At 29.1% G+C, this 18360-nt stretch carries 24 protein-coding genes; 7 read left to right on the top strand and 17 right to left on the bottom strand.

Features of this window, described 5'->3' with window-relative positions:
• Nucleotides 1–68: 68 nt before the first annotated feature.
• The 16 genes from LXD69_RS10120 to LXD69_RS10045 all read right to left on the bottom strand — a co-directional run bounded on the left by LXD69_RS10120 (nucleotide 69) and on the right by LXD69_RS10045 (nucleotide 12175).
• Nucleotides 69–533 carry a hypothetical protein gene (locus LXD69_RS10120; protein ID WP_246915114.1) on the bottom strand — a complete coding sequence of 155 codons (465 nt, stop codon included), beginning with the start codon at nucleotides 531–533 and terminating at the stop codon, nucleotides 69–71.
• Between the two features lie 75 nt (nucleotides 534–608).
• Nucleotides 609–1064, bottom strand: coding sequence for a hypothetical protein (locus LXD69_RS10115; protein ID WP_246915112.1), 456 nt, complete (start codon nucleotides 1062–1064; stop codon nucleotides 609–611).
• Between the two features lie 505 nt (nucleotides 1065–1569).
• Nucleotides 1570–1959 (bottom strand): type II toxin-antitoxin system HicB family antitoxin, encoded by a 390-nt coding sequence (locus LXD69_RS10110; protein WP_246915109.1) that lies wholly within the window; start codon nucleotides 1957–1959, stop codon nucleotides 1570–1572.
• A gap of 36 nt (nucleotides 1960–1995) precedes the next feature.
• Nucleotides 1996–2175 carry a type II toxin-antitoxin system HicA family toxin gene (locus LXD69_RS10105; RefSeq protein WP_246915106.1) on the bottom strand — a complete coding sequence of 60 codons (180 nt, stop codon included), beginning with the start codon at nucleotides 2173–2175 and terminating at the stop codon, nucleotides 1996–1998.
• A gap of 112 nt (nucleotides 2176–2287) precedes the next feature.
• Entirely contained in the window at nucleotides 2288–3091 is an 804-nt protein-coding gene (locus tag LXD69_RS10100; protein WP_317236288.1) for a tyrosine-type recombinase/integrase, read from the bottom strand.
• A 63-nt stretch (nucleotides 3092–3154) separates the two neighbouring features.
• Nucleotides 3155–3511, bottom strand: coding sequence for a hypothetical protein (locus LXD69_RS10095; protein ID WP_246915102.1), 357 nt, complete (start codon nucleotides 3509–3511; stop codon nucleotides 3155–3157).
• Nucleotides 3512–3641: 130 nt separating this feature from the next.
• Nucleotides 3642–3881 (bottom strand): hypothetical protein, encoded by a 240-nt coding sequence (locus LXD69_RS10090; protein WP_246915100.1) that lies wholly within the window; start codon nucleotides 3879–3881, stop codon nucleotides 3642–3644.
• 143 nt (nucleotides 3882–4024) lie between these two features.
• Complete coding sequence (gene dcm, locus LXD69_RS10085; RefSeq protein ID WP_246915097.1) at nucleotides 4025–5191, bottom strand: DNA (cytosine-5-)-methyltransferase; 1167 nt, start codon at nucleotides 5189–5191, stop codon at nucleotides 4025–4027.
• A gap of 379 nt (nucleotides 5192–5570) precedes the next feature.
• Nucleotides 5571–5792: a hypothetical protein gene (locus LXD69_RS10080; protein WP_246915094.1), complete on the bottom strand. Its 222-nt coding sequence runs from the start codon at nucleotides 5790–5792 to the stop codon at nucleotides 5571–5573.
• Nucleotides 5793–5907: 115 nt separating this feature from the next.
• Nucleotides 5908–6168 (bottom strand): hypothetical protein, encoded by a 261-nt coding sequence (locus LXD69_RS10075; protein ID WP_246915092.1) that lies wholly within the window; start codon nucleotides 6166–6168, stop codon nucleotides 5908–5910.
• 41 nt (nucleotides 6169–6209) lie between these two features.
• Nucleotides 6210–6443: a hypothetical protein gene (locus LXD69_RS10070; protein ID WP_246915089.1), complete on the bottom strand. Its 234-nt coding sequence runs from the start codon at nucleotides 6441–6443 to the stop codon at nucleotides 6210–6212.
• Between the two features lie 4 nt (nucleotides 6444–6447).
• Nucleotides 6448–7284 (bottom strand): DNA adenine methylase, encoded by an 837-nt coding sequence (locus tag LXD69_RS10065; protein WP_246915086.1) that lies wholly within the window; start codon nucleotides 7282–7284, stop codon nucleotides 6448–6450.
• A gap of 12 nt (nucleotides 7285–7296) precedes the next feature.
• Nucleotides 7297–10650, bottom strand: coding sequence for a DNA primase (gene dnaG / locus LXD69_RS10060; RefSeq protein WP_246915083.1), 3354 nt, complete (start codon nucleotides 10648–10650; stop codon nucleotides 7297–7299).
• Nucleotides 10651–10795: 145 nt separating this feature from the next.
• Nucleotides 10796–11272 carry a hypothetical protein gene (locus LXD69_RS10055; protein WP_246915080.1) on the bottom strand — a complete coding sequence of 159 codons (477 nt, stop codon included), beginning with the start codon at nucleotides 11270–11272 and terminating at the stop codon, nucleotides 10796–10798.
• Nucleotides 11272–11856: a response regulator transcription factor gene (locus LXD69_RS10050; RefSeq protein ID WP_246915077.1), complete on the bottom strand. Its 585-nt coding sequence runs from the start codon at nucleotides 11854–11856 to the stop codon at nucleotides 11272–11274. The genes LXD69_RS10055 and LXD69_RS10050 overlap by 1 nt, the downstream gene beginning before the upstream one ends.
• 67 nt (nucleotides 11857–11923) lie before the next feature.
• Nucleotides 11924–12175: a hypothetical protein gene (locus LXD69_RS10045; protein WP_246915074.1), complete on the bottom strand. Its 252-nt coding sequence runs from the start codon at nucleotides 12173–12175 to the stop codon at nucleotides 11924–11926.
• A gap of 130 nt (nucleotides 12176–12305) precedes the next feature.
• Here LXD69_RS10045 and LXD69_RS10040 point away from each other — a divergent pair, with 130 nt between their 5' ends.
• Nucleotides 12306–12662, top strand: a complete 357-nt coding sequence (locus tag LXD69_RS10040) for a hypothetical protein (RefSeq protein WP_246915071.1) — start codon at nucleotides 12306–12308, stop codon at nucleotides 12660–12662.
• Nucleotides 12663–12944: 282 nt separating this feature from the next.
• On the opposite strand, the gene LXD69_RS10035 is transcribed toward LXD69_RS10040, so the two are convergent.
• Nucleotides 12945–13178 (bottom strand): helix-turn-helix domain-containing protein, encoded by a 234-nt coding sequence (locus LXD69_RS10035; protein WP_088400787.1) that lies wholly within the window; start codon nucleotides 13176–13178, stop codon nucleotides 12945–12947.
• An 81-nt stretch (nucleotides 13179–13259) separates the two neighbouring features.
• On the opposite strand from LXD69_RS10035, the gene LXD69_RS10030 reads away from it, so the two are divergent.
• From LXD69_RS10030 to LXD69_RS10005, 6 genes are all read left to right on the top strand, one after another.
• Entirely contained in the window at nucleotides 13260–14207 is a 948-nt protein-coding gene (locus LXD69_RS10030) for a hypothetical protein (protein ID WP_246915068.1), read from the top strand.
• A 173-nt stretch (nucleotides 14208–14380) separates the two neighbouring features.
• Nucleotides 14381–15550, top strand: coding sequence for a site-specific integrase (locus LXD69_RS10025; RefSeq protein WP_246915065.1), 1170 nt, complete (start codon nucleotides 14381–14383; stop codon nucleotides 15548–15550).
• Nucleotides 15551–15553: 3 nt separating this feature from the next.
• Entirely contained in the window at nucleotides 15554–15865 is a 312-nt protein-coding gene (locus LXD69_RS10020) for a hypothetical protein (protein ID WP_246915062.1), read from the top strand.
• 68 nt (nucleotides 15866–15933) lie between these two features.
• Entirely contained in the window at nucleotides 15934–16971 is a 1038-nt protein-coding gene (locus tag LXD69_RS10015; RefSeq protein ID WP_246915059.1) for a hypothetical protein, read from the top strand.
• Between the two features lie 534 nt (nucleotides 16972–17505).
• On the top strand, nucleotides 17506–17736 hold the full coding sequence (locus tag LXD69_RS10010; protein WP_246915056.1) for a DUF2188 domain-containing protein: 231 nt from the start codon (nucleotides 17506–17508) through the stop codon (nucleotides 17734–17736).
• Nucleotides 17711–18355, top strand: coding sequence for a Cap15 family cyclic dinucleotide receptor domain-containing protein (locus tag LXD69_RS10005; protein ID WP_246915053.1), 645 nt, complete (start codon nucleotides 17711–17713; stop codon nucleotides 18353–18355). The genes LXD69_RS10010 and LXD69_RS10005 overlap by 26 nt, the downstream gene beginning before the upstream one ends.
• Nucleotides 18356–18360 lie beyond the last annotated feature (5 nt).

The raw sequence follows: 18360 nt of genomic DNA, 5'->3' as shown, positions 1-18360 counted from the left end.
TGTATTGTTACTATTATTTCACAATACAATATTATAAGAATGCCTATAATTAAAATAGGACAGTTTTTTTAAACCGTGTAAAACACTGGTCTTTTTGCGGTTTCTCCTTTTATTTCTATGGTTGTAACGGCATCATCATCAATTTTTTTGCCATCGTTTACTTCATAAACTAAATATAAAGGTTCTAAATCAGATCCATAAATTTTTTGGAAATTAGTATTCAGTTTTGCGTGAACGATTCCTGGTAACTTCTCATATTGTTCCAGTAGTTGTTCCAATGCTTCACTTCTGGTAAAGAATTCCATCTTAATAGTAATTTGATGGATTATTCCAGAAGCACCTTGTTTCTTATTTACGTTTACCGAAATGCTATCTGGTTTAATACTGGCATCAACTGAAAATTCTTCTGGTGTAAAAACCAATTGATTCGAATTTTGGTCTGTAAGTATTCTGGGAAAGTTACTTACTTCAGTAAGCAAGTAGAAATCAATCTCAGCAAAACCACCTAATATTTCTTTGCAATCAAATGTCATAATTATTTTGAATTATTTTTATAAAACTGTCGTTTTTTAAAGCCAACAATAACAAGGCTTAACGTTATTTTCAAACTATATTTTTACTATTTTTTTATTTTTAATATTCTCGTTAGAATATCGTTGGTAACTTCTGTATATACTTTCCAGTTTAAGTTCATCTTCTTGAATATCATTAATTGAAAGAAAAAACTTAATTGATTTTCTAGCATTTGCGTTTTCTTTGCGCATTTCTAAATCTATAAAATTGAAAAAATCCTCCAAAAATAATTTTTCTAAACAAATACCTAAGAATTTAAGTTTTACATGATCCACATAAAAGCCACGTTTATTAAAATAAAATTCTGAGACCTCAATATCATAAGAACACTCTTTCGAAGTGTTTTTCATATGTGGTTCAACTTTTCTTTCTAAAAGCTCTAAAATAAATAAGCCAATAAAGCTTTTTTTTGTAATGGTATGTTTAGAACCATACCTCTTTACAAGGTATTTTTTTACATGAACTTTTACAGGAATATTGATAACTATCATATTTTCAATATATTAATAGTAAAAATACCAATTTTTAACTGATTTACAAACAAAAAAGTTTGTAAAAAAATCAAATATGTTAGCTAATTTTAAAAAAAATAGTTCCAAAGTTCCACAACACTGAAAATCAACGTTTTAAAGTTCCGAAAAGCGTTGGAACTTGTGGAAACATTAATTTTTTGTAGGAACTTAAAAAAAAAGCTCCACAAGTTCCACAAAAAGTCCACGTTTTTTTCAAAAAGTTCCACAAGTCATTTTATTACTTAATACTTTGATTATTAAATATATACAATATATTATATCTATTATAGAATACTAATTGTGGAATTGTGGAACTTGTGGAGCAAAAACCCCTTATTTTTATGCTAAAAAAAAAATTTGCAAATTTTTTTTAAAATATAGGGGTCTGGGGAATAATGATGTTAAATAAGTATACATAACATTATAAATAAAAAAACCACTCCGAAGAGTGGTTGCTGTAAAAAGTTATAACGTCAAATAATAACTATAGTTCTACAGCTAAAAGTTCATGACCTAAAGAGTGAAAAGCCTTTTCTATTTTTTTACGTTGTTCAGGTCGTGGCTTTCTATGTCCAGTTGTGTAATGTTGTATCTGTTTCTGATTAATCCCTGTCATTTTTTCTAATGCCGAATTAGTAAAAATTCCTTTGTAGTAATTTAAAAGAGAGATTGTATCGAATCGATAACTGATAACATAATCTCCTAATAATTCTTTAGGACAAGCTTTTAAGCCTTTTAAAGTTTCAACAGCATCCAAAATAGATTGTTTACATTCTTCAGCTGTGTCTCCAGCTCCAAAAATACCAGGTACATTTTCTGAATAAGCTCCAAATGAATCTTTACTTTTTTCGATTATAATTTTTATTTCATTCATTATTTTTTAATTTTTAATTGTTTAAGAAATGAGGTTTTACAACCCCATTTCTTTTCTTAAACTTTTTTCTAGTCCTGTGGGCATTTCTTTTGACCCGTGATTAGGAATTACTACTGTTTTGATTTCTTTAATCCAAATCTCATGGCTTCCTTTGCCCTGTCGTAGCAGTTGCCAACCGTTGCGCTTGGCTAACTTAAAAAACTCATTGTATTTCATAAGAACGTTGTTATTATTTGACTTTTCAAAGATAGTAAATTTACTATCATTAAAAAAGTATTTTTAAGAAAATCGATGTTCTACACTAAAATTTAACATTTTTATATAAATATTATATTGGTAAAGACATTCTTTGAATGATATTAGTACTTACATGGGTGTATATTTCAGTTGTTTTGCTACTAGAATGCCCAAGATGCTTCTGGATAATTCTAATGTCTGTTCCTGCTTCTAATAGTGCAGTTGCATTAGAATGTCGAAGCAAATGAAAATGATATTCTTTACCAAGATACTTCTTCACAATTTGATTGCAACTTGTTTGAGAATACTTTAAATTGAATTGTCCGTTAAATAAATATTCTTTTGGTTTGAATTCTTTAAAATATTCTCGAAGTATTTCCAAAATATTTTCAGACAAAGCTACAATTCTATCTTTCCTTCCTTTAGATTGGCGAATATTAATAATCATTCTTTTGCTATCGATATCTTCAAGAAGTAAATTACAAACTTCTGAAACTCTCATTCCTGTTGAATAAGCTAAAGAAATAATTGCTTTATGTTTTTTATTTTGAATTTTTGAAATTTTATACAGTAGAAAATCTTTATCTATTATTTTTGGAAGTTTTTTTTCTGATCTTGGATATTCAATATGCTTAAATTTTAAAGGTTGCTTACCTGTTAATTTATAAAACAATTTAACAGCAGAAATTCTATGTTTTCTGCCGTTAATTGATTTAGACAAAAGTAACCATTCTTTTATTTGTTTTTCTGATATTTCAGAAGGCTTTGTAGCCACATTATTAAAATGTTCCAAAAATAATCTTACTTGGCTACAATAGTTTTCAATCGTATTCTTAGCATAGTTTTTCAACTTCAAATCTTCGGAATACATTTGTACATACTTTCCGATATTCATAGGCTTAGGTATTAAGTTTGTTGGTCTTTACATACGATTTTTACATATAGTAGTTATGTGCAATTAATTTTTTACGATTTCGCATTCCATAAGCCCGTCATCATTTGCTAACCTTTCGCTTAAAAATTCCCCAATACTTTCCCATATATCATCAGTCCATCCCTCTTTCAAAATGGTTCTAAATTCGTAAAAAGTTTCAAAGTCTGTACATTGTATAAAAAAGCATCCAGAGTTTAGTAATAATTTGCTTTGTCCGTTTACTTCTAAATCAAAGTACTTGTCTTTAAAGTAAGAGTCGCCAAAATAAGCTACAAAAAAACCATTTTGAACCCTCGCTATTTTCCAGTCAAAGTCATTTTCGTCTTGGTAAGTATGGCATTCTAAATATTGTTCCGTATTGGGAAATTTTTCGATAGGCATTGAGTATATCATAATAAAAAATTAACAGTTCGCTTCGCCACATAACAAAGGCTATAAATTATTGCCTAACTGTGGCTTGTGCTTAATTAGAATTGTGTTTTAATCGGCAACAATTCATAGCCGTAATCCGTTATGCGTCAGCTTGAGCAACATTATGCTTATCAATATGTTTAAGAAGTCGCTTGTGTATTTTTTTATGAATTTCTTCAGCTTCCGTTTCTGAAATAATTTTGTGAAATTGTAAATTCATATTTGCAAAAGAAAGTTCTTGAATAAGTTTAACCTCTTCTTTGTCGAATTTTAAACCGTGATTTTTCAATTGTTTTTTAATTGAATCGCTAAAAAGCGAATAGATAATTTGTAAATCCATTTTGTTTGGTGTTAAAAAGCCGAACGCATAACAGCAATTATGCGGGATTTTCGGCATTGTGTTTAATTTGGGCTTATCCGGAATATGGTTTTATACCTATCCGAAAAACCACGCATAGTTGCGTCACGTTGTACACAATATGGCTAAGTTCCCGTCTTTTGGATAGGTTCGTCCATATCGCCCGTAATAATATTTTTTTCTTCCCTCGCTTTTGATTCCGTAATCATTAGAGCTTTGAATATCTGATAGGCCACTTGCGGTACAATCGCATTCCCGTAAGCCTTTATTGATTCCTGCCTCCATTTTGGAAAGGTAATTCCGTCCAGTTGGTTGGAAAGCCCATCATCTCCGCTACAAATTGGGGATTGAGTTGGCCATCTACCATCATCGTAAGCCCAACTTGCTTTCCATTCTCTATTCTCTTTTGTATGCAAGGGTCGTTCGGGTTGCCCCTGTTCCTGTTGTCGCTTGTGTTCGGTGTTGGTAGAAAGCTCTGGATTTTCGGGTCGTAAAGTATTTGGCTTTTTAAGCTGTTGTACTTCGTTCCGTTCTTGTAGCCGTTTTTCTCCGCTCGTTCTCTCATTTTTTCGGGCGGTTCGGCTCGTTCTATTGTGGTTGGCGTCTGTATCAGACCGTAAAACATTGCTGCATCCAGTACGCTGTTCGGTCTGTTTTCTCCTGCTGCTCTGCTCATCATTGTTTTTGCCCCAGTCGCTTTCAGTTTCTCCACTCGTTCGGGGTGGTCCCGCTGTACACTTGTCGGAGTAGGCCACAAACCAAACTCTATCTCTTCGATGGGGAGCGTTGACGGCACAAGCTGGAAGAATACACGGTTGTACTTTGTACCCTTCATTTTCCAAGTCAACTTGCACCTCGTTGAAAACCAATCCCCCATTCCAATTAGTGAGTCCATAAACATTCTCTCCCACGATGTACTTGGGCTGAATCTCTCGAATTGCTCTAAGCATTTCCGGCCAGAGATGTCTATCGTCTTCCTTACCAAGTCTTTTACCTGCTGATGAATACGGTTGGCAGGGGAATCCTCCTGTAAGTATGTCGATTTTTCCTCTGTGAATAGAGAAGTCTGTTTTGGTAATGTCTTCATAAGATATTGCTTTAGGCCAGTAGTATTTGAGTATTCGTTGGCCAAACTCATTCCATTCACAATGAAATACATTCTCCCAGCCCATCCATTCAGCCGCAAGGTCAAATCCACCTATTCCGCTAAACAAAGAGCCGTGAGTTAGTTTGCCGCTTGTGGCGGCATTTTTGCCATCGCTCAAAAAAATATTATTACTACTGTCGTTCATTTAATCAAAGTTTGTGGGTTAAGTCCGCCATACAGATGTACAACATCGCATATAGCCCATACCCTTCGGGATACGTGCCATATGCACACCGTTATGTGGCATTAAGAGATTTATAATATTTTTTTTGGTTTTTAATATGCTCCTCGCACTCTTGCCGTGTGTCGTATGTAGCACAATACATTGGTACAAATCCCGATAAAAAAATATTATAAAGGTTCGTTTTTTTATCAAATCTTATGGAATATCGTTCTTTTGCCATTTTAATTAACGCCACATAATTGCACCATTTCTGTACTAAATAAAATCGGTTTTGTTTTCATAAGGTTTACATTTTAATTATTAATAAATAATAGCTCTGGCCACATTGCTATTTATTTTGTTATTCGGTAATTTGAAAAATACTTTTCCATTTTGAGCCTAGAAGCTTATTTCCTAAAAAAAGTACTGTATCGTTTTTTTTAATGTTGTATGATTTCTTAGGATCCATAGCTTTAACCATTTCAATAAAATCTGGATCATCTTTATTGTCTTCGATATCCATTTTCATTTTCTCCTGGTATCGAATCATTTTATTTGCAAATTGTTTAGAAGCTTTACCCATAATTGTAATTTTTAGAATTAATAAAAAATAAACTAGGTTAACTCTCAACCTAGTTGTGAACTGAAAAGGCGTTTTTCATTACGGTAAGAACGTTAGAGTTTTAATTGTAAAGAGTTTATACAGTTTCTTGTACGGCTACAGGAAACTCCATTGGATAAACTCCTTTTGTAATTTTGTAGTTTTTATCGTATCGCTCTTTTTTATAAAGGTGCGTTACTTGAGCTACGTGGTTAACAAGAGTAATTGAAGGTGTTGCTTCTTTTTGAAGTTTTTGAACTTCAGCAGCTGCTTCTTCTACTTTGTTGCTTTCAAATTTTAATTCGTTTGCTACATAAACTTGGTTTTTTTTAGCTCTTGGTGTTTCTGATTTACTCATAATTAATTATTGGTTTTAATAAATTGAACTTAATTTTTGTGTTATTCTATTATTTCTATTGGTTCAAAAAGACGTTTAAAAACATATATTTGTTTGTTTTTGAACCATTGGTTAAACTCCTTTTTATCTGTATCTTTTGTTAAATAATAGGGTTGTAGTTCAAAATTTCCTGCACTGTTTTTCAGAAAATATACAGTCCCATAATGTGGTGTATTATCGAGTGCAAAAAAATCTGATTTTACAGCCACTCTTATATGTATTGCTACTTTTGGCATAGTTTTAAATATTAAATAAATCAGTTTTATTTGGTTTATAATTAGTCCATATTACTTCTTGAACAATCCCTGATCTTATGTTGTTACATTTAATTGGGAATTCGATTTTATACCAATCTTTATATAAATCATTATATAATTTAGAATTATAACTACTTACCATAGCAAGGCCTTTAATTTTATGAAGTTTATTTGCTAATTCGATATGTTTCTCTGTTGAGAATTCAAATTTATAATCATTAAAAGATGCTCTAGTTTCTTTTGGATATGGAGGATCACAATAAAAAAAAGCTTTATCAAAATCAATTTTATCAATACATTCTAAAAAATCAAAATTTGTAATTTGAAAATTAGATCTAATAACTTCTGCAACATCATGAAGTTTTTCGATAGCATTATTCCACTTACTTACAGTTTCCCCTCCATTTGCATTTACTTGAGTTTTTGCCATGTGCCATCCTTTATTTTTATGTTGAGCACCTAATCCAAAAAAACTCTGACGAACTCTTACATAAAATCTTCTTGCTTGTTCTATTTTGTCAGAAGAAGTTTTCCAACAGTTATTATATTCAAGATTTGAACAAGGAGTTAATAATAATAATCGGATTAAATCAGATTCGTTATTTCTCAGAACTTCAAAAAAATTTGTAATATCTTCATTTAGTTCATTAGCAGTTTTAACTACTTTCCCTTTATAATTTAAAGAAACTGAAAAGCTACCTCCAAATAAGTCTATAAGATGTGTAAAATCATCTGGGAAGTTTTGGTATAAGTGATCTAACCAAGTAAACTTTCCTCCAAAATAATTAAATGCTATTGTTTTTTTTGTGTTTCCGCTCATTTTGGTTTTAAATTAAAATGGTAAATCATCCTGATCTCCAGAGTTAGTATTTACATTCTCTTCTTTTGTAGGTTCTCCTTCTTTTTTAAATGGATCATCTTTTTGTCTAACAAGGTTTACTACTCCTGCATTTTCCATCATGTCGTAGTCAAAAATATAAGCAGATGTAGCAGTATCTTCGAAACGTTCACTTTTCTTAGAACCAATAAAGTATTTTTTAGATTTAAAGTAATTACGAAGTGTATTTTCTCCTATTACATCTACACCTTCTCTTGTTGAAACTTCTTTGTGATATAGTTGGTGTACTGCATTTAATCGTAAATACAAAATTCTTTTTCTACCATCATTTGTCCATTCAATATCTTTTTCTTGTTTTCTACCTTGAAGTTTTAATGAAAGTGGTGTGTCAATTTTAAAGTGGTACCCACTTTTTAGTAAAGCGAAAGGTTGTCTATCTAATAGATATTCTAAAGTTCTCCAGAATTCAGCTAATCCTTCACTTTCAACAATCATATCTGATGAATCCAGAATTGCGTTTTTAAATTGTTTTTCCATTTCTTCAAAAGAAAACGGGAAAGTGAATTTTTCCCAAAGAACAGTTAATGGTGTCATTATTACGACATAATTTTGAAGCATTCTCTCTTGATAATCAAAGTTTTTAAGCTCTTTTTTATACTTAGAATATAATTTTGTATAGGTCTTTATATAATGTTCCTCTACTTCTTTTCTATAATTAAGAATTTCAATAATTAAACTTGTTAAACCTTGTTCTTCCCATTTTTTTAATAAATCATAATGACCTATTTCTTCTTGAGTAAAGTTTTCAGTTGGCTTAATAAAATGTTGAATAATACTTCTTGAAGTAATAGAGTTATCATCCCAAGTAGATAAATATTGTCCTAACATTACTATGAAAGAGTTTACTTTACCAACCTTTGTTCTATTGTCTGAAGAATATGCTCCTATTTCACGACCTCTGTTATCATAAGAACCTTTTAAACTTTGAAGAATAGTTACATGAATATTATCGTTGAACTCCTCTAATATTGTAATGGCATTTTTAGTTCTTGCAATTCTTCTTGAAAATGCAGGAATTGTGGAAGCATTCAAATCGAAAGCAGGTTGTTTATAGGTAAATAATGAAGCTAAACTTTCAGCATATTTAGACTTTCCAGAACCTTTTTCTCCTGATAAAAACAAAATAGGAGAAACCGCATGAGTTTTAATAAAAAGATCTCTAAATAAAGCAAAGAAAACACTACAAATGCCTTCGATACATTTTTCTTTATAAACGAGCTTCATTTGAGCCATCCAAGTATTAAGAGTTACTGGACTTATTTTGTACACAAAATATCTATCATTTTCATATGGATCATCATCTTCTCTAGTGTGTTTATATATTTCTGAAAATGCAGGAGAATAATAGTGTTTTACCTCTTCAAAATATTCTGATTCATCAGGACTATCTGTTTCAACTTGAACAATTCCGTAATTATTTACATTTTTAATTATGCCATTGTAATAGACACAATTTGCAAAGGCAAAAAAGCCTTCCTTTTGCCATCCTAAAGTTTTTAATTCAAAAGCCAAAATAAAATCAGATAAGATTCTATTCTTCATTAATGTAAATTGTTTGGAATCAAAGTTTTCAGTAGAAACGAAGAACCCCTCATTAATTAAAGCTTCATCAAACTTATTTCTACTTACAAAAGCCGAAGAATCAAAATCGATTAGTTTTTTGGAACCAACCTCATTTATAATTTCACAAAGCCTTTTATTGTCACTTTTCCCATAAACGTGAAATAATGGAGTTATTCTATAATTAGTTCCTTTAAAAAATGAACCAGAACGGCCTTGAAACCAACACGCATTTTCAATTGTACAAAACCTAAACTTTTTAAACTCTTCAAAATCTGCTCCTTCTGGAAGTCCTAAATCTTCTGCAGTAGCTCTATCATTTCTACCAGTAGCATTTTGAAAATTTTCTATTGCCTTTTCACTTAAATCAGTAATTATACTTTTCATAACAGCAACAGGCTGTTTCAGTAGTTTTTTACACTCTACTAAGTAAGCATTATGTTTTACATCATCCTTAATTTGAAAAAGCATTTCACAAACTTTATTTACACACTCGGAAAGTTTATCTGGATCATTAGCTGCTTGATTTTTTAGAAAAGTAGTTTTCCAAATAACTGCATCTTGGGAATTATCGAAAATATAATCCTTGATATTTTCATACGCTACAAGATTTCCATTTCTCTTTGTTGATGGCGAAGCACATTCTTCTTTAATTTTCCTTGAATAACTATCTGGGTCCTCTCCCACAGGAAATAAAACTACTCTTACTTTTAGACCATGAAATAATAATTTATCAATATCTTCAAGAGCAGCCTTTGTTCCTGCCTTTGGTTCTCCATTCTCTTTAAAACCATCGTTATCACGACAAATGATTACTTGGTCTGCAAAACGTTTTATCAATTTACATTGATCATCAGTTAAAGCAGTTCCTCCAGAAGCAACTGCCATGTCACACCCATTTTGGTGCAAAGCAGTAACATCTGTATATCCTTCTACTAAAACAGCCGTTCTACTTTTAACAATGCTATTTTTAGCTTGGAAAATACCGTATAAAGATTTTGATTTTGAATAAATTAAAGTTTCCTTAGAATTAATATACTTTCTACCATTTTCCTTTGCAGGATCATCTTCGGCACATCGGCCACCAAAACCAATTACATTTCCATTCACATCGTGAATAGGAAACATAAATCTATTCTTGAAAAAATCATAAGAATTAGAATCTTTTACGCTAATTAAACCTGAGCTTTTACCTAATTCAAATTTTGCATTATCAAGTAGTATATTGGTTAAAAATTTCCAATCATCTTTTGCATATCCAATACCAAAAGAAATAATGGTTTCCTCATTGATATCTCGATCGATAATCATTTGTTTAACCCAATGCTCAGAAGGTAAATTTCTAAACGATTTTTGATACTGTTTAGAAGCCCATTCCATTAATATATAATGCTCTTCTCTTTCTGAACGCTTTCTTTTTACTTCTTCTGTCTCTTCTTCTCTTTCTAAAGTAATATTACATATTGAAGCAATCTTTTCAACAGCTTCAATAAAAGTGCATTTATCAATAAGCATCACAAACTTTAATCCATCACCAGATTGTTGTGTTGAATAACAAACGAAGTTGTTTTTTACTGTTGAAACTTTGAATGAAGGAGAACGCTCTTCTGGATTAAATGGAGATTTACATTCCCACAAAGAACCGGACTTTTTTAATACGGCATAGTTCGATATAATGGTGTGTATATCTGCTTCTCTTATTCTATCTATTGATTCTTGTTTATACATAAATTATCTTTTAAAGGCAGTACAACATTATTAATGCCCCAACCACGAAGCCAAAAGAAAACCATAGAATTCTAGTTATTCTTTTGTCATATTTATTAAATTCTTCTCGTGTCATTTTTTCTGTTTTATATATTTATCGTAAAATTCACTGACTGAACAATCCTTGCTGGTAGATGATGAGTTCGGGTTCAATAACTTCGAAGGAGTTAATAAGTTCATTAATTTGCGAGGTAAGTTCCTTTTGTTTATTGTTATAAAAGGATCTAATAATTTTTTTGTCTCCATGACTAATAGTTTCTGATTTTTCAAGTGAAAAAAGTTGATCCGCGACTTTTTGATTAGTTTTTTGTAATTCTTCCAACTTTGAAAGCTTTTCTGGATTTGTTGAATTTTCTATTTCTAGAAGTTTGTTAAGAGCTACAAAAAATAATATGGCTTCATATTCTGCTGCCAATGGCATTATAAATTTTTCGTATGCTTTTTTACAACTTATTTTATGTCTTTTAGAAAGATTTAAAAGGTGTTGTTTATTAGTTTCTATTTTTTGAAGCCAATTATTAGGATAAAATTCCTTTACCATTTCAAGTGCTTCGTTAGCCGAATATTTTAAAGAGTATTTCATTATTGTATTATTTTTTGTTCAATAGCTTTTTTTATAAGGCCAGTTTTAGAACTCACAGAAAACTTTGAGAATAATTGTGCTTTGTGAGTATTAAGGGTGCTTTCTGAAATAGACAGTGTATCTGCAATTTGCTTATCTGGATAATCAGAAGCTAAAAGTTGTATGATTTGTATTTGTCGTGGGGTTAATTTTTGTCCATCAACTGTAATTGTTTTTGATTTCCATTTCAAGCATTGACAATCATTGGAACAAATAAAATTGTCAGCTTCAGATAAATTTCCATTTAGATCAAAATCAGGAAAATGATCGGCAGCTCCATAAATACAAAAAGCAAATTGCTCTATAGCTTCTTGTTGAGAAAGGTGCTTTAAATCATTAAGTGCCTTTTCATCATCCAATAATTTTTCAAATAATAATGAAATCTTTTTTGGTTCTAGCTTTTCAAAAGGCATTGTTTTACCATTTGACAAAGCATATACCTTCTTTGTTTCTCTACAAGCAAATAATTCTGTTGAATTATCGCCTACTAATAATCCTGCAGGAATTTGGTGGATTAATTGACTTGTTTTAAATTTGTCGTTCATAAGGGAATTGTTTTAATTAATGATTTCTTTAAAACCCAGAAGAGCCACCTTCTGGGTTTTTTTAATTTTATAATATCTCTTTTTTAAAAACTCTCAAATTTGATTGTTTATTTTTTCTCTCATTATATACCTCAAAAATTGCAATTTCGATATCATCGTTAGAATTTATACCGTTAAAAACATGTGATATATATGCCTTTGTATAAGGAACACCTTTTTTACTAAGTATTTCTTTTTCAGCAAGTTTACTCATAACTTCTGGTATCCATTTACTCTTAAGGACTTTTTTTAACTTTATTTTTTCAGTTTTTTTTATCATATAAAAGTGCTATTTAGATTTATCTTTTTATTGCGTATATTTACTATACATTTTTATACTTTAACTATACAAAAATAACAATCATTTTTGATTATACAATAATTTTTGATTGTTTTTTTAATAAAAAGCTATGAGCACAGGAAAAAGATTAACATACTACATTGAAAAACAAGGTTTTAAGAAAAAAGAATTTTGTGAAAAATTTGGATTTGAATATAATAATCTGGTTAGTGTAATGGCAGATAAAAGACCGCTTGGCATTAATATATTAAACCAATTACATGAATCACTCCCAAATTTGAATGTACATTGGTTGTTATACGGAGAAGGCACAATTGAATTTAATAGTGAAAATTTTCAAATGGTTGCAGAAGATCCAGAAATATACAGTTCTAACGATCCATTCGAAAAAACACTTTTGAAATACTTAGAAAAGAAGTCTGTAATTGAAAAAATAAATGAAATCGCAAAAGAAAAAGACAAATAGTTTGGAATTAGAGTTAATATTTTCTGATAAAAATGGGGAACTCATTAAAAGGCTAAATAAAATTTTTACTACCCAAAAACTCCCCAATAAGAAAAATTTTCCTTGATTTTAAAGGGCTCACGCTTCAAGTTTTTTTTCTGTCGAGGTCACGACTTTTAAGAGTAAAAATCTCTTAACCCACATTAAAACCCGCTATTTGCGGGTTTTTTGTTGGACATTAATGGACTTTAAAGGACAATATTGGACAACTTTATTCCCCTAATTATTCCCCTTTGTAAATTTTCATAAATCTTTGAAGAATTCAGCCAAAGAAATTTGATGTATTTCTAATACTTTAATCAAAGTCTTTAATGTAATATTCTGACCTGATTCTATTCTCCAATATTGAACTCTATTTAGTTCGTTTTCAAAGGCAAATGTTTCATAACTTGTATAACCTCTTGATAATCTGAGTTCTTTAAGTTTTTGAGATATTTCCTTGATTTTTAAATCTATATTTCTATCTAAATTTTCCATAGAGTGGAAAATTGGAAATAAAGTCGCTTAAAATTTACCGCATATATTATACAAATTACTATATTAGCTGAAATTTTTAGTATGGATAGAATATTCTTTTCAGCATTATTTGTAATATTATTTGTAAATAATACAATTGGACAAAAGGTTAATAATAAAGTTGGTGATTCAATTTATGGAGATTTTAATGGAGATAAAAAAATTGAATATGCTTATAGAAAACTAATAAAAAAAGGAGTTGGAAATCCTTTAGAAGATGGTTCTCCCGATGTATATGAAGTTTGCTTTTCTGATGCTAATATTAAACCTATAAAAGATGATTTTTATTGGTTTATACTTATAAATGAAGGAGATTTAGATAATGATGGTTCAGACGAATTAAGTGTTCGTGAAGACCCAATGAATGGGTGCTTGGGACTTGTAAAAACTTTTACTATAAAAAAAGAAGAAACTTATTATTTAATTGAACCATTTCCTTTTTATAGGGGTTCTTGTGACAATGAAATAAGTATTAATCCAGAAGATTTAGTAGAAAAAACAAGTAATGCTGTATATTACTATGAGTATGAAGCAAGTAATAGTTATGTAGTTAATAATATTGGAAAAAAATTATTTGGTAAAAAAAATAAGGCATTTGATTTAAAAGTAAAACAAACCGAAAAAGATACTTTACAATCGAATAAAAAAAACAACGATACTTTAAAAAACTTAAAATCTAATAACGATAAAACTAACTCTGTTAACGAACCTAATAAAGGATTGGAAGAAAGTCCTTTAGTTGGGCGAAAAATTAGATATAAGCCAGTTGTAGAAAATACATGTAATGAATTTGGTAAAGTTATCATTGAAGTTATAGTAGATAGAAATGGTAATGTATTAAATGTTGTTAATAGTAATGGAACTAAAGCCAGTTCTTGTTTAATTAATATTGCTAAAATTAATGCTAAAAATACAAAATGGGAATCCGATTTAAATGCCCCTGAAAGACAATTTGGCTACTTAACTTATAATTTTTCTTTGAAAGAGTAAAATCCTCTTAACCCCTGTAAAATAAGCGACTTTGACTAGGTCGCTTTTTTATTACCCAAAATCAAAGTGTTAATGAAATGTTAAATATGCAAAATCGCCAAAAAAAAAATTGATTTCCGAGTATTAAGTAAAGAAAACAGTTTGAATTATTAATTATTAAATTTTAAAACCCAATGAAAAATTCGTTTTCGGTTAAAGCTATTTTAAGAAAAGAGCAACCAAGAAAAGATGGAACTGGAAGATGTCCTATTTACTTTCAGATTATTTATCGTGGAGGAAAAACTAAAACACCCTCTGGAAAATTAATTCACCCTAGTCAATGGGACGAAAAGAAAAAATGCCCAAAAGATTCATTATTAAAAAATGTTCTAATGAAAGAAGAAAGTAGAATTTACAAGATTCTTTTAGAGATGGAAAATAATGATGAAGTATTTACAAAGGAAACTATCTTGAAGAAAATTAAAGGAGAAGATAAAATTATAATCAATAACGACTTTTATTTCCATTTTGATGAAGTTCTTAATAAAAAGTTTGCTATTGAAAATATAGCTATTGGTACACAAAATCATTATAAAAATTTGAGAAATAAATTGAAAATGTTTAGACCAAAACTAACACTTGATGAAATAGATAAAATTTTCATTGAAGATTTTATGTACTTCTTAAAAGTAGATTTAGAGATTGGTAATTCTGGAATTAATAATCATATAAAAAATTTTAAAGCTGTATTAAATTTATTAATTGATGCAAAAAAAATTACTGAAAGCCCTACTAAAAAAATTAAAAAATTACACGAAGAACCACGAAAGAACTTTTTAAATCCTGATGATTTAGAACGATTAAGAAATGCCGACTTAAAACTAGGGAATTTAACTAAAGGATTGGAATATACTAGAGATTTGTTTTTGTTTAGTTGCTATACAGGATTGAGAGATTGCGATATAAAAGTTTTGAAGAAAAAAGACATTATTGATAATAAGGAAATAATAAAGAGGCAAATTAAAACTAAGACAGAAGTTACTATTCCTTTCAATAATTATTGGCTAAAAATCTTGAAAAAATATGGTTTTGATAAAAAGAAAGACGATGATTTAGTATTTGAATTAAAGAGTAATGCGGTATTAAATAGACATTTAAAAATCATTGGAAAAATTGCTAAAATTAAGAATAAAATTAATTTCCATGATGGACGCCATACGTTTGGTTCTATACTTGCTTTACAAGGATTTCCGATTAATTATATATCTGTCGCTATGGGGCATCGAAGTATAAAGACTACTCAAATTTATATGAATACTGATAAAGACACTTTAAGCAAATTAATGAAAAATGTAAAATTTTAATCTATGGAAACTAAAATACAAATAAATCAAAAATTGATAAAAAGAAAGATTCTTGAATTGGCTAAAACAAAGAAAGAACTGAATATTGAAAAAGGTAAAAATATGGCTGAAATAGTCAAGGTAATGAAACCAAAATTACCAACCGATATTTTGGATCTTGATGATATAAAGGAGCAATATGGATATTCTAAAAAAACTATTTATAGATACCGATGTAAAGGTCTAAAATATTCTAAAAGTTCAGAGAAAGGTTATGTACATATTGTTAGAAAAGATTTAGAGGATTTTTTAAAAAAGGATATGTATGATATATGATATTCAAAATTTCAAAACTGGTAAGTATAAAAAAATAAGAAAAACAATTTAATTTAAAATTTAAAATCATGGATAATAATACAACATATATAGATAATTTTATTTCAACAAGAAATCGAGTAAAAGAATGGACTGAATATTTTCCTAAACCGAAAGAAGGCAAAAAACCTTTGCCTAAAAAGTATAATTATTTCAGAAGAAGATTGTATAGTGAAAGAGGAAATAGCTTTTTATTATTGTCTTTACGCTACGATGACGAAGAAGACATATTCAGATTAAGAATAAATGGAAGTTTAAAAAAATGGTATTTCAATGGTAATACCCTTGATAATTTAACTCTACCTCAATACCAAATTTGTATGAAAAGAATTGCTTTGGAAACAGGTATCTCATACGATGATATGCTTCAAGGAAGAAATACTAAAATTGAATCAGGAGTAACGATTTGTTTGAAAGCTAAATTTAAAGATTTATTAAAATGTTTTGTTTGGTATAAAGATTTTGAAAGAGAAGAAAAAAGCAACACAACATTGTACTTTAGAGGTAAATTCTACAGCTTTATTCTTTATGAAAAAGCTATCGAAATTAAATCCAAAAGCCATTATAGAAAAGGTCGATATATAAAAGCTGATAAACCCCTTGAATTTACAAAAACATATTTAAGATTTGAAGTAAAAGTAAATTCTGTTTGTGGCGTTTCTTTTTATAAAGAAAAGGCAAATACCGTTGAAAAAATAATTGAAAATTGGAACGAAATTATATTACAAATCCAATCCTTTTTTGAAAGTATAGAATTCATAAATTTTGAAGATGCTAAACATGAATTTGAAAATATGACCTATTCAGAATTGAAGAAGTTTTTAATGGTTGTCGCAATTAAATCATTAGGTTTTCAAAAAGTATTTGAATTGTTTAATAAAATTGATACTGGAACAAATAAAACAAAGTATCGTAATGAAATTTTTAGTCTTTTAAGAAGTTTTGTTTCTGATAATATTGCTTTAAGAGAAGAACTTTTATATGAATTTGAGAGCAAAATAAATAGTTTACTCTATAATAAGATTAATAGTTATTCTAATAGTAATAAAACCTTAATAGAAGAATAAGCCAAACTTAATAAACACGATAATAAATAAAAAATCTTTTTAGAGCCAAACGAAATTGAAAAATAAGCCAAAGCGGAGATAAGTAAACAAGGTCAATTACTTTCTTCGCTTTATTTGTATTTAATTTTATTAATAAATGATTTTTTAAGCACTTCTTATGGTTTAAGATACAAATACTCTTTATGATTAAAAATCTGTGTTTAAACTGCCTAATTATTTATATGACAAAACTTATAAATTGAATATTGAAATAACTGACATTTTGTTAAATGGAATAATTGTTATGAAAAATATATGACAAGATGTCCTGTTTATCTAACTGGCATAATACTTGTTAAATAAACCTTAATAAAAAAAGTCCCAACCTCTGACCGTAAGGACTTTTGAAATATATACTATGGACGATTTTAAAGAAAAGGGAAATCGTCCTTTGTTTTGTGGGTGCAAATATACTACTATTTTTTACTTCTGCAAATCCTTTTTTCCTTTCTCGATTTTGGCGACGTATCGCCATATAATTTAATATTTTTTAAGATGGAAAATTTTCATTTAGTCCATGAAGATGGCGTGTACAAACTAAAAAGAGAGAATGCTGAAAGAGCTTCTAAAGTAATTGATTCTAATAAGCAAGATGCTATTAGCCAATCGAGAGATTTTATTGTTAAACAAGGTGGTGGTTCTTTGAAAATCCATAAAAACGATGGTGGATTTCAAGAAGAAAGAACTTATCCAAAGTCTAATGACCCTAGAAAAAGTAAAGGATAGTATGGAAAAAGATTACTTTAAATATTATAAACCAAATTTCTTAATTTATTTGATTGTTGGTGTTTTCGCTATAATATATATTGTTAAAGAGAAATATCTGCTTTCAATTTCTGTCTTAAGTATTTTGTCGTTTTTTATAATAATAATTACAAAATATTTGTGGAATAAAAATCCATTTAAATTTCTTTTTTGGATTGATGACTTTTCTGGTCGTTATGAAGGGAATTTAATTTATAGTTATGTTGATGAAAAAGGAGCATCACATTCAGGAGAATTAAAACATGTGAAAATAATAAGCCAAAGCGGTTCTAAAATTACAGTTTATTCATTTTCGATTAAGCCTGATGGAACCAAATCTTCGCTTTCTGTAAATAAGGGTATGTTTGTTGAAAAAACTGATGATGAAAAGCATTTTAGATTAATATATACTTATTTGAATGATGGAAGTTTAGAGCAAGGATTTCCTCCACATTATGGTACAGAAATAATAAAAGTTTTAAATAAGAATGGAGTAAAAACATTAGAGGGAGAATATTATACAAATAGACATCCATATCAAACTAGAGGAAGTTTTAAAGATATGGTTTGGAAGAGTAATGATAATGAACATGAATTTTAAATTAA

Origin of the sequence: Flavobacterium sediminilitoris (assembly GCF_023008245.1) — a bacterium.
GTDB classification, from domain to species: domain Bacteria; phylum Bacteroidota; class Bacteroidia; order Flavobacteriales; family Flavobacteriaceae; genus Flavobacterium; species Flavobacterium sediminilitoris.
This window is presented reverse-complemented; position numbering and strand designations above follow the sequence as displayed.

Coding starts and splice junctions, on each gene's coding strand:
- LXD69_RS10120 (WP_246915114.1), bottom strand. CDS start 533: ATGACATTTGATTGCAAAGAAATATTAGGTGGTTTTGCTGAGATTGAT.
- LXD69_RS10115 (WP_246915112.1), bottom strand. CDS start 1,064: ATGATAGTTATCAATATTCCTGTAAAAGTTCATGTAAAAAAATACCTT.
- LXD69_RS10110 (WP_246915109.1), bottom strand. CDS start 1,959: ATGAATGAAATAAAAATTATAATCGAAAAAAGTAAAGATTCATTTGGA.
- LXD69_RS10105 (WP_246915106.1), bottom strand. CDS start 2,175: ATGAAATACAATGAGTTTTTTAAGTTAGCCAAGCGCAACGGTTGGCAA.
- LXD69_RS10100 (WP_317236288.1), bottom strand. CDS start 3,091: ATGAATATCGGAAAGTATGTACAAATGTATTCCGAAGATTTGAAGTTG.
- LXD69_RS10095 (WP_246915102.1), bottom strand. CDS start 3,511: ATGCCTATCGAAAAATTTCCCAATACGGAACAATATTTAGAATGCCAT.
- LXD69_RS10090 (WP_246915100.1), bottom strand. CDS start 3,881: ATGGATTTACAAATTATCTATTCGCTTTTTAGCGATTCAATTAAAAAA.
- dcm (WP_246915097.1), bottom strand. CDS start 5,191: ATGAACGACAGTAGTAATAATATTTTTTTGAGCGATGGCAAAAATGCC.
- LXD69_RS10080 (WP_246915094.1), bottom strand. CDS start 5,792: ATGGGTAAAGCTTCTAAACAATTTGCAAATAAAATGATTCGATACCAG.
- LXD69_RS10075 (WP_246915092.1), bottom strand. CDS start 6,168: ATGAGTAAATCAGAAACACCAAGAGCTAAAAAAAACCAAGTTTATGTA.
- LXD69_RS10070 (WP_246915089.1), bottom strand. CDS start 6,443: ATGCCAAAAGTAGCAATACATATAAGAGTGGCTGTAAAATCAGATTTT.
- LXD69_RS10065 (WP_246915086.1), bottom strand. CDS start 7,284: ATGAGCGGAAACACAAAAAAAACAATAGCATTTAATTATTTTGGAGGA.
- dnaG (WP_246915083.1), bottom strand. CDS start 10,650: ATGTATAAACAAGAATCAATAGATAGAATAAGAGAAGCAGATATACAC.
- LXD69_RS10055 (WP_246915080.1), bottom strand. CDS start 11,272: ATGAAATACTCTTTAAAATATTCGGCTAACGAAGCACTTGAAATGGTA.
- LXD69_RS10050 (WP_246915077.1), bottom strand. CDS start 11,856: ATGAACGACAAATTTAAAACAAGTCAATTAATCCACCAAATTCCTGCA.
- LXD69_RS10045 (WP_246915074.1), bottom strand. CDS start 12,175: ATGATAAAAAAAACTGAAAAAATAAAGTTAAAAAAAGTCCTTAAGAGT.
- LXD69_RS10040 (WP_246915071.1), top strand. CDS start 12,306: ATGAGCACAGGAAAAAGATTAACATACTACATTGAAAAACAAGGTTTT.
- LXD69_RS10035 (WP_088400787.1), bottom strand. CDS start 13,178: ATGGAAAATTTAGATAGAAATATAGATTTAAAAATCAAGGAAATATCT.
- LXD69_RS10030 (WP_246915068.1), top strand. CDS start 13,260: ATGGATAGAATATTCTTTTCAGCATTATTTGTAATATTATTTGTAAAT.
- LXD69_RS10025 (WP_246915065.1), top strand. CDS start 14,381: ATGAAAAATTCGTTTTCGGTTAAAGCTATTTTAAGAAAAGAGCAACCA.
- LXD69_RS10020 (WP_246915062.1), top strand. CDS start 15,554: ATGGAAACTAAAATACAAATAAATCAAAAATTGATAAAAAGAAAGATT.
- LXD69_RS10015 (WP_246915059.1), top strand. CDS start 15,934: ATGGATAATAATACAACATATATAGATAATTTTATTTCAACAAGAAAT.
- LXD69_RS10010 (WP_246915056.1), top strand. CDS start 17,506: ATGGAAAATTTTCATTTAGTCCATGAAGATGGCGTGTACAAACTAAAA.
- LXD69_RS10005 (WP_246915053.1), top strand. CDS start 17,711: ATGACCCTAGAAAAAGTAAAGGATAGTATGGAAAAAGATTACTTTAAA.